A 13,105-nucleotide genomic window follows, 5' to 3' on the forward strand; every position below is an offset into this window, starting at 1 on the left:
GCTGCGCTCGGGTGCGCCCGGCCGGGGCGGGTGGAGCCGGTGACAGGAGTCGAACCCGCGACATCTTCTTTACAAGAGAAGCGCTCTACCAACTGAGCTACACCGGCGTGCGCAGGCATCCTACTGGCCTCCCGAGCCCCGTCGCGCGCGACCGGCAACCTCAACCTCGCTCGAAGTACAGTCTTCCCATGTCACTCACGATCGGCCAGCTCGCGGAGCGGTCGGGGGTCGCACCGAGCGCGCTGCGCTTCTACGAGGAGCGCGGCCTGATCGACTCCGAGCGGACGACGGGCAACCAGCGCCGCTACGCCAAGTCGACCCTGCGCCGGGTGGCCTTCGTCCGGACCGCGCAGCGCGTCGGCCTCACCCTCGAGGAGATCGGCGCCGCGCTGGCCGAGCTGCCGGAGGGCCGGACCCCGACGAAGTCGGACTGGCACCGCATCAGCCGGGCCTGGCGACCGCGGCTCGACGAGCAGATCCGCCGGATCGAGCTGCTGCGCGACCGGCTCGACGCCTGCATCGGCTGCGGCTGCCTGAGCCTGCGCAGCTGCGCCCTCACCAACCCCGGCGACACGCTGCACGAGCAGGGGGTGGGCGCGGTGCTGCTCGAGCCGAGGGCCCCGGCGGCCCGGGATCCGGCGCCCGCGGACGGGGACTAGGGGGCGCGGGGGCCGCTACGGTGGCGCCATGGCGTTGCACATCGTGGCCAACCGCCCCGACCCGGCCCTGCTGACGCTGCCCTGGGCGACTCCGCTCGAGGAGTGGACCGACGAGCACGTGGTGCCGCTGCCGCGCGGGCTGAGCCGCCACGTCGTCCGGATCGTCCGGCTCGGCCAGCGCACCTACGCGGTCAAGGAGACCGTCGCGGAGATCGCGTTCCGCGAGTACCGGCTGCTGCGCGACCTCCAGCGGATGGGCCTGCCGGCCGTCGTCCCGCAGGGGGTGGTCACCGGCCGCACGGACGCCGCGGGCGAGGACCTGCCGGCGGCCCTGATGACCGAGCACCTGCGCTTCTCGCTCCCCTACCGGAGCCTGTTCTCCCACGGGCTCACCGTCGACAACATCCCCTCCCTGGTCGACGCGATCGTCGTCCTGCTCGTGCGGCTGCACCTGGCCGGCTTCTACTGGGGCGACGTCTCCCTCAGCAACGTGCTCTTCCGGCGCGCGGCGGGCGGGTTCGCGGCCTACCTCGTCGACGCCGAGACCGGCGAGCTGCGCGAGACGCTGTCGTCGGGCATGCGCGAGCACGACGTCACCATCGCCACCGAGAACGTCTTCGCCGAGCTGCTCGACCTGCAGGCCAGCACGTCCCTGGGCACCGACGTCGGCGCCCACGGGATCGTCGAGCTGCTGGCCGACCGCTACCACGCGCTCTGGGACGAGCTGACGATCGTCGAGGAGTTCGGCACCGACGAGATGTGGCGCATCGAGCAGCGCATCGAGCGGCTCAACGACCTCGGCTTCGACGTCGAGGAGCTCGACATCGTCACCGACCTCGGCGGCGACTCGGTCCGGATCCAGCCCCAGGTCGTCGAGCTCGGCCACCACTGCCGCGAGCTGCAGGCGATGACCGGCCTCAACGTCGAGGACGCCCAGGCACGCCGGCTGCTCAACGACCTCGCCTCCTACACCGCCGCCCACGACCTGGGCCGCGAGGACCGCAACCTGGTCGCCAACCGGTGGCTGGTCGAGGTCTACGAGCCGATCACCCGGATGGTCCCGCCCGAGGCCCGCGGCAAGCTCGAGCCGGCCGAGATCTTCCACGAGGTGCTCCAGCACCGCTGGTACCTCTCCGAGCGCGCGGGCGCGGAGGTCGACCTCTTCGACTCCGCGCGCGACTACGTCGAGACGATCCTGCGGCACAAGCCCGACGAGCTCGCCCTGCCGCTCGGGGGTGACGCCGAGTGACGACGTCGCCCCCGGCGCCAGGTCCCGACCTCGGCGAGCCGGGGGTCTCGACACGCCCTCGCAGGCTCGGACCGTCGGCTCAGCTGCGGGCCTGGTTGATCGCGTAGAGGCAGACCGACGCAGCGACGCCGGCGTTGAGCGACTCGAGCGTGGTCGCCATCGGGATCGAGACCAGGTGGTCGCAGGTCTCGGAGACCAGGCGCGACAGCCCGCCGCCCTCGGCCCCGACGACCACGACGAGCGGGCCGCGGGCCAGGTCGGCGTCGGCCACCAGGTCGGGCAGGGAGAGGTCGCCGTCGGCGGCGAGGCCGACGACCATGCAGCCCTCGTCCTGGAACGCCTTGAGCTGGCGGACCAGGTTGACGGTCTGCGCGACCGGGATCCGGGCGGCCGCGCCGGCGCTGGTCTTCCAGGCCGAGGCGGTCATGCCGGCGGCCCGGCGCTCGGGGATGACGACGCCGTGGGCGCCGAACCCGGAGGCGCTGCGGACGACGGCACCGAGGTTGCGCGGGTCGGTGATCGAGTCGAGCACGACGATCAGCGGCTTCTCGCGGTTCTGGTCGGCCAGGTCGAGCAGGTCGTCGGGGTGGGCGTAGCTGTAGGGCGGGATCCGGGCGGCGAGGCCCTGGTGGATCGCGCCCGACGTCAGCCGGTCGAGCTCACCCTTGCTGACCTCGAGCAGGCTGACGCCCTTGTCCTGGGAGAGCTTGAACGCCTCGCGCAGCCGGCCGTCGCGCTCGGCGCCCTCGGCGACGTACACGGCGTTGACCGGGATGCCCTCGCGCAGCGCCTCGAGCACGGAGTTGCGCCCCGCGACCCACTCGGAGTCGCTGCCCTTGCGTCGCTGCCGGTTGCCGGACGACGAGCGCCCGCCCTGCCCGGCGCCGTCGCGCTTGGCGTGCGCCGCCTTGTGCGCCTTGTGGTAGGGCCGGTCGGTCGCCTTCGGCGTGGGGCCCTTGCCCTCGATGCCGCGCTTGACGCGCCCGCCCGAGCCCGCGGCGGGCTTCTTGCTCGACTTGCGGATCGAGCCCTTGCGCTGTGAGTTACCCGGCACTGTTCAAACTCCACTTCGGGCCGGTCGGGGTGTCCTCCACCTCGATGCCGGCCGCCTTGATCTGGTCGCGGATGACGTCCGCGCGCGCGTAGTCCTTGGCCGCCCGGGCCTCGGCCCGCTGCTCGAGCAGGCCGGCGACGAGCGCGTCGACGGCCGCGGTGAGCGCGGCGTCGTCGCCGGCGCCGCCACCCCACGCCGGGTCGGCCGGGTCGAGCCCGAGGACGCCGAGCATGGCGCGCACCTGGGCCGCGGCGAGGGTGGGGTCCTCGACCCGGTTGCCCTCGCGGACGGTGTCGAAGAGGACGGCGACCGCGGCCGGCGTCCCGAGGTCGTCGTCCATGGCCGCGGCGAAGGCTGCGGGCACCTCGCCCGCCTCGCCCGGGCCGGCCTTGTCGAGGAACGTCTCGATCCGGCGGAAGCCGACCGCGGCGTCCTCCAGCGCCTCGAAGGAGAACTCGACGTGGGAGCGGTAGTGGGCGCTGACCATGTAGAAGCGCAGCTCGATGCCGCGGACCCGCTCGAGCACCCTCGGCACCAGCAGGCTGTTGCCGAGGGACTTGCTCATCTTCTCGCCGGCGGTGGTGATCCAGGCGTTGTGCATCCAGTACGACGCGAACGCGTGGCCGGCCGCGCGCGACTGGGCCTGCTCGTTCTCGTGGTGCGGGAAGCGCAGGTCGACGCCGCCGCCGTGGATGTCGAAGGCGGTGCCGAGGTACTTGCCGGCCATCGCCGAGCACTCGATGTGCCAGCCCGGGCGCCCGGGGCCGTGGGGCGAGGGCCAGGCCGCGGTCGCCGGCTCGGTGTCCCGCTTCCAGCCCTTCCACAGCGCGAAGTCGCGCGGGTCGCGCTTGCCGCGCGGGTCGGCGTCGCCGGCCGGCTCCATGTCGTCGACCTTCTGGCCGGTGAGCTCGCCGTAGGCGGGCCAGGACCGGACGTCGAAGTAGACGTCGCCGGAGCCGTCGTCGGCGGCATAGGCGTGGCCCGCCTCGATCAGCGTCGCGATCATCTCGAGCATCTCGGGCACGTGGCCGGTGGCGCCGGGCTCGTAGGTCGGCGGCAGCACGTTGATCGAGGCGAGCGCCCTGGTGAGCTCGGCGTGCATCGCGTAGGCGAGGTTGAACCACGGGCGGCCCTGCTCGGCCGACTTCGCGAGGATCTTGTCGTCGATGTCGGTGACGTTGCGGATGAAGGTGACGTCGTGGCCGGTGTGGGTCAGCCACCGCCGCAGCACGTCGAAGTTGACCGCCGAGCGGACGTGGCCGACGTGCGGCTCGGACTGCACCGTGAGCCCGCAGACGTAGATGCCCGCCTTGCCCTCCTCCAGGGGGACGAAGTCGCGCACCTCGCGCGTCGCGGTGTCGTAGAGCCGGAAAGTCACTGCCCGAGTCTAGAGAACGCCGGGGCCCGGCGGCGCATCCGCGACTTCTGTGGCAGGAGTGACCGGTGTGACGTACCGTGCTGCGGTGACCCTCCCCCACGTCCGGCCCCTCGTGCGACCCCTGGTGCGGCCCCTCGTGCGGCCCCTCGTCCGGATCGGCCTCGGCGCCGTCCTCGCCTCCTGTTACGTTGCCGCGATGAGCCCCGGTACGGCGCAGGCGGCACCCGCCACGGCCCGCCAGATCGACTACGCCCAGTGGGACTCCACCGCCGAGCTGCGCGCCGGCAAGGTCTCCGGCGCCGCCGTGGCCCGGGGCCGGGTGACCCTCGCCAGCCCGACGGCCCGACGCTCGGTCGGGGGCAAGCGCTACGACGCCGCGACCTGGGAGTCGCCCTGGGTCTCCCCGGGCTTCTCCTTCACCGAGCTGATCCCGTCCTGGTCGGCGGCCACGCCCGGCGACAGCTTCGTCGAGGTGCGGGTGCGCGGGCGCGACGCCGCCGGCCGCCTGTCCAGCTGGGACCTCCTGGGCCGCTGGGCCTCCTCCGACGCCCACCTCGAGCGCACCACGCTGAGCGGGCAGGCCGACGACCTGGCCAACGTCAGCGTCGACACCTGGCGCGCCCCGGCCGGCCTCGGCTCCTGGCAGGTCCGGGTCGTGCTCGCCCGCCGCGCCGGCACGACGGCCACGCCGTCCCTCGACACCGTCGGCGCGGTCACCTCACGGCTGCCGGCCGACGCCCCGGGCACCTCGCGTCCCGGTCCCGCGCGCGGCACGGTGCTCGACGTCCCGCTCTACTCGCAGATGACCCACACCGGTCACTACCCGCAGTGGGGCGGCGGGGGCGAGGCGTGGTGCAGCCCGACGTCCACGTCGATGGTGCTGGGCTACTACGGCAAGCTGCCGCGGCCGCGGGCCTACTCCTGGGTCCCCAGCGGCCACACCGACCCGTGGGTCGACTTCGCCGCCCGGGCCACGTTCGACCACTCCTACGACGGCACCGGCAACTGGCCGTTCAACACCGCCTACGCCGCCCCGCGCGCGGGCAAGGCGTTCGTCACCCGCCTGCGCTCGCTGCGCGAGGCCGAGCGGTTCATCGCCGCCGGGATCCCGCTGGTGGCCTCGGTCTCGTTCGGTGCCGGCGAGCTCGACGGCGCCCCGATCTCCTCGACCGCCGGGCACCTGCTGGTGATCGTCGGCTTCACCGCCACCGGCGACGTCGTCGTCAACGACCCGGCGTCCACCACCCGCGCCGGCGTCCGTCGCACCTACGACCGCGCCCAGCTCGAGGACGCGTGGCTGACCCGGTCGGGAGGCCTGGTCTACGTGATCCGCGACTCCGCCCACCCGCTCCCGGCGGGCTCGCCCGGCAACTGGTGACGCGCGGCGGCACCGGTCAGGTCGAGGTGAAGGCGACGGTGTGCCAGCCGGTGGCACCGTCGGGCTTGACCTCGGTGGCCACGCTGGTCTGCTGCCGGCCGGCCCGGTCGGTGGCGCGCACCAGGACGGCGTGCTCGCCGGGCTCCACCTCGACGGCGAGCTTCCACTGCACCCAGGTGTCGACGTTCGGCACGCCGCCGAGGGTGGCGCTCGCCCAGGGGCCGCCGTCGACCTGCACCTCGACGTCCTCGATCCCGGTGCCCGGCGCCCAGGCGGTGCCGGCGACGACGACCTGACCCGACGGCACCGTCGCGCCGTCCTGCGGGACCTCGATGCGCGACGCCGTCTTGGTGGGCCCGAGCTCGGCGAAGCCCTGGTCGGTCGGGGACGGGGTGATGTCCTCGAACCGGGTGACCTCGAGGTCGACGACCCACTTCGTCGCCGACACGTAGCCGTAGAGACCGGGGACGACGGTGCGCACCGGGTAGCCGTGCTCGACGGTCAGCGGCTCGCCGTTCATCGCGACCGCGAGCATCGCGCCCCGCCCGTCGGTCATCGCCGCGAGCGGCGTGCCGCAGGTCCAGCCGTCCTCGGCGGTCTGCAGGACGGCGTCGGCGCCCTCGAGCGGCCCGGCCGCGGCCAGCAGCGGCTCCAGCAGGACGCCGCTGAACCACGCGTTGCCGACCAGGTCGCCGCCGACCTCGTTCTGCACGCAGGCCAGCGTCATCCAGTCCTCGTGGAGGCCGCGGTCGACCAGCTGGGCGAAGGTCAGCTCGATCTCGGTGGTGACCATGCCGTGGATCCGCACGGTCCAGTCCTGCGCCCGCAGCACCGGCCGGACCACGGCGGTGTCGACGAGGTAGAACGAGCCGATCGGCGTCATCCACGCCGCGGCTCCGTCGACGTCGAGCCGGGCGTCGGCGGGCACGTCGGGGGCGGTCACCTCGCGGACCTTGGTGCGACGCTCCGACTCGACCTCGCGCAGGTCGCGGCCGGCGACGCGCGCCATCACGAACGCGAACCCCGCCGCGACGGTCACGACGCCGGCGACCAGGAGGACCTCGCGGCGACGGGCGCGCCAGGCGGGGCCGTAGACGTCCTGGTCGGGCAGCGCCTGGAGGCGCCGGAGCCGCTCACCGACCAGGAGCATCGCGAGGGTCATCACGACGAAGCCGACGACCACGGGGAGCAGCCACCAGCGGCTCGCCCCGTTGGCCTCGAGCAGCGCGAGGCCGCCCAGCGCCGCGAGGACGACGTACCCGACGACGGGCAGCCACCGGGAGCGCCGGGCCAGGCGCCCCAGGACGACGAAGACGACCGCGCCGAGCAGCAGGATGCCCGGCGTCGTGAACGACGGACCGGGGACGTCGCGCGCCCACGAGACGACGTCCGAGGGCAGCCAGCCGTGCACGAGCTCGGCGACCGCCCCGACCGGGTCGAGCCGCAGGTTCATCAGCTCCGCGGCCAGGAACCCGGCGGCGAGCCCGGCGAAACCGGCCAGCAGGCCGGCGAAGGCCCAGGCGGCCGCGGACTTCCTCATGCGCGCATTGTTCCTCAGGCATGATCGGCGCGTGACATCGTCCGCCGCGCCCGACCCGCCGTCCCTGCCGCGCACCGGGATCGGCGTCGACGTCCACCGCTACGCCGACGGCGTCCCGATGCACCTGGCCGGGCTGGCCTTCCCCGAGGAGGCCCAGGGCCTCGAGGGCCACTCGGACGCCGACGTCGCCGCCCACGCCGCGTGCGACGCGCTGTTCTCGGCGTCCGGCCTGGGTGACCTCGGGTCGAACTACGGCACCTCCGACCCCGCCTGGGCCGGCGCGTCCGGCGTCGCGCTGCTCGAGGAGACCGCCCGCCGGGTGCGCGCCGCCGGCTTCGCGATCGGCAACGTCGCCGTCCAGGTCGTGGCGCTCCGGCCCCGCCTCGGTGCCCGCCGGGCCGAGGCCGAGCGCGTGCTGTCCGCCGCCGTCGGCGCCCCGGTCTCGGTCGCCGCGACGACCACCGACGGCCTCGGCCTCACCGGCCGCGGCGAGGGCGCCGCCGCGATCGCCACCGCCCTCGTCGTCGCCCACCCCCGCTGACCCGTCGCTGATCAGCGACGGGTCGGCGCGGCTTCCCCGCTGACCCGTCAGTGATCAGCGACGGGTCAGCGCGGTTTCCAGGCTGACCCGTCAGTGATCAGCGACGGGTCAGCGCGGTTTCCAGGCTGACCCGTCGCTGATCAGGGACGGGTCGGCTCAGGCGGCCGCGGCGCGGCGCTGGCCGACGAGGACGACGCCCTCGACCACCTTGACCTCGTACGACGGCACCGAGACGTGGGTGTCGTCGAGGCAGCGTCCGCTGCGCAGGTCGAAGGCGTGGCGGTGCGTCGGCGAGGCGACGAAGGGGACGCCGGAGCGCACGCCGACGATGCCGCGGGCGATCATCGAGGCGCGGGCGAACGGGTCGTGGTTGCCGAGGGCGTAGACGACGTCGTCCTGCGTGCGGAAGATCGCGATGGACTGACCGTGGACCAGGGCGGCGACGCCGCGCTCGACCTCGAGCTCGGCGATCCGGCAGACGGGCTGCCACTCCTCCCGAGAGGATGACCGGGGCGACATGTCGAGACCGTAGGTTCCGTGGCGACACGCAGACGTTTCGCAGTGTTACGGCTGTGAAACGTCTGGGTCGGGCTCTGAGAGACTCGACGCGTGCCTGCCGCCGTCGTCGTCCTCGCCGCCGGGAGCGGGACCCGCGTCGGCGCGGAGGTCAACAAGGTGCTGCTGCCCCTCGCCGGTGTCCCGGTGCTCGCGCACTCCGTGCGGACGGCGCTCGGCCTGGCCGACGTCGTGCGGCTGGTCGTCGTGGTGCGGGCCGGCGAGCAGGACGCCGTCGCCGAGGCGCTCGCGGCGCACCTCGGCGACGTCGAGGTGCTGATGGTCGAGGGCGGGGAGACGCGCCACGACTCCGAGTGGGCCGCCCTGCGGGTGCTGCGCGAGGACGTCGAGCGCGGCGTGGTCGACGTGGTCGCGATCCACGACGGCGCGCGGCCGCTGGCGTCGTCCGGGCTGTTCGAGGCCGTCCTCGAGGCGGCGCGCACCCACGGCGGTGCGATCCCGGTCGTGCCGGCCCCGACCCTGCTGGGGCCCGACGGCGCGGTCCGCGGGGTGGCGGGCGTGCAGACGCCCCAGGCCTTCCGCGCACCGGCGCTGCTGGCCGCCTACGAGCGGGCCGAGGCGGACGGGTTCCGCGGCACCGACACCGCGGCGTGCCTCCAGCACCACGCGGCCGACGTCGCGGTGGCCGCGGTCGCCAGCGGGCCGGTCAACCTCAAGGTGACCTGGCCGCACGACCTAGGCCTGGCCGAGCGGCTCCTGGCCCAGCGCCTCGAGCACCCGGACGTCGTCGTCTGAGGTCACCCGCATCGCGCCCGACGGCGCCTCGACCAGGACGACGTCGCCGCGCTCGCGCAGCAGCACCACGAGCTCGGTGAAGTCGGTCGTGGGCAGCGAGTCGAGGCTCGCGACGGCGGACGGCGGCAGCACCACCGGCGAGCACACGACCAGCAGGCCCTCGCGGTCGAGCGTCGCGCCGACGAGGTCGTCGGTGACCTGCTTGACGGTGTCGGTGACCGGCCGGACGCCGACCACGGCGACGTCGTCCGCCACCGAGCGCGCCACGCAGGCGGCGATGAAGTCGGGCGGGGTCAGGGGGCAGAGGCTGTCGTGGAGCACGAGCGTCTCCCCGGAGTCGCGCACCGAGGCCCAGGGGACGGACTGGTCGACGAGCGTGACGCCGGCCTCCCCGAGCGCCCACGCGGCCGCCGCGACGAGCGCCTCGCCGTGCACGAGGTGGTAGGGCAGCGAGCCGCGGTCGTCGTCGACGACGATCCCGAGCGAGGGCGGCGGCTCGTCGTCGTACAGGTCGTCGTGGTCCACGGCCTCACCGTAGGGGTCACGACCGACGGCCGGCCACGGGAAGGCGGGCGTGGACGTGGCGGACCCCACCGATGCGATCGGCCCCCGCACCGTGGGTGCGGGGGCCGATCGGGAGTTCGGTGCAAGGGACCTACGAGGCGAGGACCTCGTCGAGGATGGTCTCGGCCTTGTCCTCGTTGGTGTGCTCGGCCAGCGCCAGCTCGGAGACGAGGATCTGGCGAGCCTTCGCCAGCATCCGCTTCTCACCGGCGGACAGGCCGCGGTCGCGCTCACGACGCCACAGGTCGCGGACGACCTCGGAGACCTTCATGACGTCGCCGCTGTGCAGCTTCTCCAGGTTGGCCTTGTAGCGACGCGACCAGTTGGTCGGCTCCTCGACGTGCTCGGCACGCAGGACGTCGAACACGCGGTCGAGGCCCTCCTTGTCGACGACGTCGCGGACACCCACCAGGTCGAGGTTGCACGCCGGGACGCGCACCACGAGGTCCTGCTGGGCGACGATCCGCAGTACGAGGTACTGCCGGTCCTCTCCCTTGATCTGCCGCATCTCGATGTCCTCGATGACAGCGGCCCCGTGATTGGGATAGACGACGGTTTCGCCGACGGTGAAAGTCATATGTGATGAACCCCTTTCTAGAACTCCATCCTACCACGACTCAGGAATCTCTCAGACAGCGTTTGTGCAGGTCAGAGGCCCTATCACCCGACTCTCACCCTTGACAGGCCCCGGTTTGTGTGATGGCGGCGGGTTCTCGGACGCGGGTGCCGACACCCGCCGGCCCCATGGCCGATACTGCTTCCCATGGCGAAGCAGCAGCGCTGGCGACGGGGCGGGACGGCCGACGCGCCACCACCCGACGAGCCCGTGGAGGCCCGGCCGGCGACGGCCGGCACGGCGGCGTCCGAGGACGACGACGGCATGGTCGAGGCACGGCCGAGGACCGGGGCGACGCCGGCCGGGAAGGCCCCGGCGAAGCCCGCCGTGAGCGAGCCCGCCACGAAGCCCGCCACGAAGCCCGCCACGAAGTCAGCCGCGAGGTCAGCCACGAAGTCAGCCGCGACCTCCGCCGACCAGTCCGCCCGGGCGACGACGACGGCGACCGCACCGACGGGCAAGCCGGCCAAGGCGCCCGCCGCCGACTCCAGCACCGGCACCGGCACGACCGAGGCCACCGCGCCCGCCCGCACCACGACCACGGACCAGGAGCCGGCGGCCGCCGAGCCCACCGCGGTCGCGCCGGCGGACGCAGCCCCGAGCGCCGCCGGGCGCCTGCGGCTGTCGGTCCTCGACTCCGCCCCGGTCACGCTGCTGCTGGCCGCGCACCCGCGCCAGGCCCTGCTCACCGCCCTGGGCCTGGGCGTGGCCGCCCTCGCGGCGGGCCGGCCGACCCGCGAGGCCGCCGTCGTCGCCGCGACCGTCCTGGTGGGCCAGACGATCCTCGGCTGGCACAACGACATCGTCGACCGCGACCGCGACGCCCGGCACCAGCTGCCGCACAAGCCGGTGGCGGAGGGACGCCTCGAGACGGGCAGCGTCTGGTACGCCATCGTGGTCGCGGTCCTGCTCGTCGTGCCGCTGTCGATCTCGACCGGCGTCACCGCCGGCACCTGCTACCTCCTCGCGCTCGCCGTCGGCCTGCTCGGCAACGTGGTCCTGCGCCGGGGCGCGCTGTCGTGGGTCCCCTGGGCCGCGTCGTTCGCGCTGTACCCCGCCTACCTCTCCTACGGCGGCTGGGGCGGCAGCGCCGAGGGCGCCGCACCCGAGGTGCCGATCGTGGTGCTCGCCGCCCTGCTCGGCGTCGGGGTGCACTTCGTGCGGTCGGTCTGGGGCCTGGTGCCCGACGACGCCGACGGGTGGTCGCACCTGCCGCTGGTCCTGGGGCGGCGGCTCGGCGCCACCCGGCTGCTCGTGGTCTCGGGTGTGTGGACGGCGGCCGTCGTGGCCCTCCTCGCGATCGTCGGCAGCAGCACCGGCCTGCGTCAGTAGGCACCGGCGGTCCGTGCCCTGCCCGACGACCAGCGCCAGTGCGCGACACCTGGCCCCGCACCACTAGTCTGGTGGTGCTCCGCGTTCCGACCTCTCCGTGAAGGCCTGACCATGTCTCTCCGGCGCCATCCGTCCCGCCCGTTCGCCCTGCTCGCCGTCGGTGCGCTGCTCGCGGCGCCCGCCCTGTCGTCGTGCGGCTTCGACTACGCCACCGACCGGGTCAACATCGTCAGCGGCGGGGTCTACGACCGCGACGGCGAGGTCGACGTGCTCGGCGCCGTCGTCGTCGCCGGGGAGGACGACCGCGGGCTGTTCGTCGCCGGGCTCGTCAACAACTCCATCGAGGACGCCGACGCGTTCACCGGCATCGAGCCGGCCACCTCCGAGACCGGGGTCTCCCCGCTCGAGGAGACCGCCGCCCCGATCGACATCCCCGCGTCGGGACAGGTCAACCTCTACGACACCGGCGGCGTCCCCGTGGAGGGCACCTTCGCCGCGGGTGACTTCGTCGACGTCGCCCTCACCTTCGAGAACGGCCAGGTCTCGAACATCCAGGTCCCGGTCGTCACGCCGTGCCACCAGTACAGCCCCGAGAAGCTGCCGAACCTCGAGCTGCCCACCGCAGCCGTGGGCGGCACGGAGGCCTCCGAACGGTATTCCTGCGAGCCGATCCCGCAGGACCCCGAGGCCGAGGAGGAGGAGTAGTCATGAGCCACACCCTGGTCCTGCTGCGGCACGGCGAGAGCGACTGGAACGCCAAGAACCTCTTCACCGGCTGGGTCGACGTCGACCTGACCGAGAAGGGCCGCGCCGAGGCGGTCGCCGGCGGTCGGATGCTGGCCGAGGCCGGTCTCCTGCCCGACGTCGTCCACACCTCGCTGCTGCGCCGCGCGATCACCACCTCCGCGCTGGCCCTCGACGCGTGCGACCGGCACTGGATCCCCGTACGCCGCTCGTGGCGGCTCAACGAGCGGCACTACGGTGCGCTCCAGGGCAAGGACAAGAAGCAGACCCTCGAGGAGTACGGCGAGGAGCAGTTCATGCTCTGGCGTCGCTCCTTCGACGTCCCGCCGCCGCCGCTGGCCGACGACGACGAGTTCTCCCAGGCCGGTCTCGCCCAGTACGCCGACCTCGGCGAGGAGCTCCCGCGCACGGAGTGCCTCAAGGACGTCATCGAGCGGATGCTCCCCTACTGGCAGTCCGCCGTGGTCGACGACCTCCGCAGCGGCCAGACGGTGCTCGTCGCCGCCCACGGCAACAGCCTGCGCGGCATCGTCAAGCACCTCGACGGCATCAGCGACGACGACATCGCCGGGCTCAACATCCCGACCGGCATGCCGCTGCTCTACGAGCTCGACGACGACCTGAGGCCGACCACCCCCGGTGGCCGCTACCTCGACCCCGACGCCGCCGCCGCGGCCGCCGCCGCCGTGGCCAACCAGGGTCGCTGACGCCGGCTCCCCTGCACGCCCCCGAAACGCGA

General features: G+C 73.7%; 14 protein-coding genes and 1 tRNA gene. 8 read left to right on the forward strand and 7 right to left on the reverse strand.

Translation table 11 applies throughout. The annotated features are described in order from the left end of the window. Positions 1-31 precede the first annotated feature (31 nt). Positions 32-107 (reverse strand) — tRNA-Thr (locus tag FE634_RS17335). 81 nt (positions 108-188) lie between these two features. On the opposite strand from FE634_RS17335, the gene soxR reads away from it, so the two are divergent. Together soxR and FE634_RS17345 are read left to right on the forward strand one after the other, a co-directional pair. After that, positions 189-659 (forward strand): redox-sensitive transcriptional activator SoxR, encoded by a 471-nt coding sequence (soxR, locus tag FE634_RS17340; RefSeq protein WP_138876600.1) that lies wholly within the window; start codon positions 189-191, stop codon positions 657-659. A gap of 28 nt (positions 660-687) precedes the next feature. Next, on the forward strand, positions 688-1,908 hold the full coding sequence (locus FE634_RS17345) for a DUF4032 domain-containing protein (RefSeq protein WP_138876601.1): 1,221 nt from the start codon (positions 688-690) through the stop codon (positions 1,906-1,908). A gap of 79 nt (positions 1,909-1,987) precedes the next feature. On the opposite strand, the gene rlmB is transcribed toward FE634_RS17345, so the two are convergent. Continuing rightward, the gene (gene rlmB / locus FE634_RS17350) at positions 1,988-2,962 is read right to left on the reverse strand and encodes a 23S rRNA (guanosine(2251)-2'-O)-methyltransferase RlmB (RefSeq protein ID WP_138876602.1); all 975 of its coding nucleotides are present in this window, start codon (positions 2,960-2,962) and stop codon (positions 1,988-1,990) included. Beyond that, entirely contained in the window at positions 2,952-4,340 is a 1,389-nt protein-coding gene (gene cysS, locus FE634_RS17355; protein WP_138876603.1) for a cysteine--tRNA ligase, read from the reverse strand. The genes rlmB and cysS overlap by 11 nt, the downstream gene beginning before the upstream one ends. An 85-nt stretch (positions 4,341-4,425) precedes the next feature. Between cysS and FE634_RS17360 the strand changes: the two genes are divergently transcribed. Then, positions 4,426-5,718, forward strand: coding sequence for a C39 family peptidase (locus tag FE634_RS17360; RefSeq protein ID WP_138876604.1), 1,293 nt, complete (start codon positions 4,426-4,428; stop codon positions 5,716-5,718). Between the two features lie 16 nt (positions 5,719-5,734). On the opposite strand, the gene FE634_RS17365 is transcribed toward FE634_RS17360, so the two are convergent. After that, positions 5,735-7,258 (reverse strand): molybdopterin-dependent oxidoreductase, encoded by a 1,524-nt coding sequence (locus FE634_RS17365; protein ID WP_138876605.1) that lies wholly within the window; start codon positions 7,256-7,258, stop codon positions 5,735-5,737. Positions 7,259-7,376: 118 nt separating this feature from the next. Here FE634_RS17365 and ispF point away from each other — a divergent pair, with 118 nt between their 5' ends. Beyond that, the gene (gene ispF, locus FE634_RS17370) at positions 7,377-7,799 is read left to right on the forward strand and encodes a 2-C-methyl-D-erythritol 2,4-cyclodiphosphate synthase (RefSeq protein ID WP_246060676.1); all 423 of its coding nucleotides are present in this window, start codon (positions 7,377-7,379) and stop codon (positions 7,797-7,799) included. A gap of 156 nt (positions 7,800-7,955) precedes the next feature. Here ispF and nirD read toward each other — a convergent pair whose 3' ends face one another. Beyond that, positions 7,956-8,318, reverse strand: coding sequence for a nitrite reductase small subunit NirD (gene nirD, locus FE634_RS17375; RefSeq protein ID WP_137293647.1), 363 nt, complete (start codon positions 8,316-8,318; stop codon positions 7,956-7,958). 90 nt (positions 8,319-8,408) lie between these two features. Here nirD and FE634_RS17380 point away from each other — a divergent pair, with 90 nt between their 5' ends. Further along, positions 8,409-9,110, forward strand: a complete 702-nt coding sequence (locus FE634_RS17380) for an IspD/TarI family cytidylyltransferase (protein WP_138876607.1) — start codon at positions 8,409-8,411, stop codon at positions 9,108-9,110. Here FE634_RS17380 and FE634_RS17385 read toward each other — a convergent pair. Together FE634_RS17385 and FE634_RS17390 are read right to left on the reverse strand one after the other, a co-directional pair. Further along, complete coding sequence (locus FE634_RS17385; RefSeq protein ID WP_138876608.1) at positions 9,051-9,635, reverse strand: 2-C-methyl-D-erythritol 4-phosphate cytidylyltransferase; 585 nt, start codon at positions 9,633-9,635, stop codon at positions 9,051-9,053. The genes FE634_RS17380 and FE634_RS17385 overlap by 60 nt on opposite strands. Before the next feature lie 130 nt (positions 9,636-9,765). Beyond that, positions 9,766-10,251: a CarD family transcriptional regulator gene (locus FE634_RS17390; protein ID WP_134766842.1), complete on the reverse strand. Its 486-nt coding sequence runs from the start codon at positions 10,249-10,251 to the stop codon at positions 9,766-9,768. Between the two features lie 186 nt (positions 10,252-10,437). On the opposite strand from FE634_RS17390, the gene FE634_RS17395 reads away from it, so the two are divergent. The 3 genes from FE634_RS17395 (at position 10,438) to FE634_RS17405 (ending at position 13,073) form a co-directional block, all read left to right on the forward strand. Next, the gene (locus FE634_RS17395; protein ID WP_262347467.1) at positions 10,438-11,622 is read left to right on the forward strand and encodes a UbiA family prenyltransferase; all 1,185 of its coding nucleotides are present in this window, start codon (positions 10,438-10,440) and stop codon (positions 11,620-11,622) included. Positions 11,623-11,733: 111 nt separating this feature from the next. Then, on the forward strand, positions 11,734-12,327 hold the full coding sequence (locus FE634_RS17400; protein WP_138876609.1) for a hypothetical protein: 594 nt from the start codon (positions 11,734-11,736) through the stop codon (positions 12,325-12,327). Positions 12,328-12,329: 2 nt separating this feature from the next. Then, positions 12,330-13,073, forward strand: a complete 744-nt coding sequence (locus tag FE634_RS17405; RefSeq protein WP_138876610.1) for a phosphoglyceromutase — start codon at positions 12,330-12,332, stop codon at positions 13,071-13,073. Positions 13,074-13,105 lie beyond the last annotated feature (32 nt).

It is taken from the genome of Nocardioides sp. S-1144 (assembly GCF_005954645.2).
GTDB lineage: Bacteria > Actinomycetota > Actinomycetes > Propionibacteriales > Nocardioidaceae > Nocardioides > Nocardioides dongxiaopingii.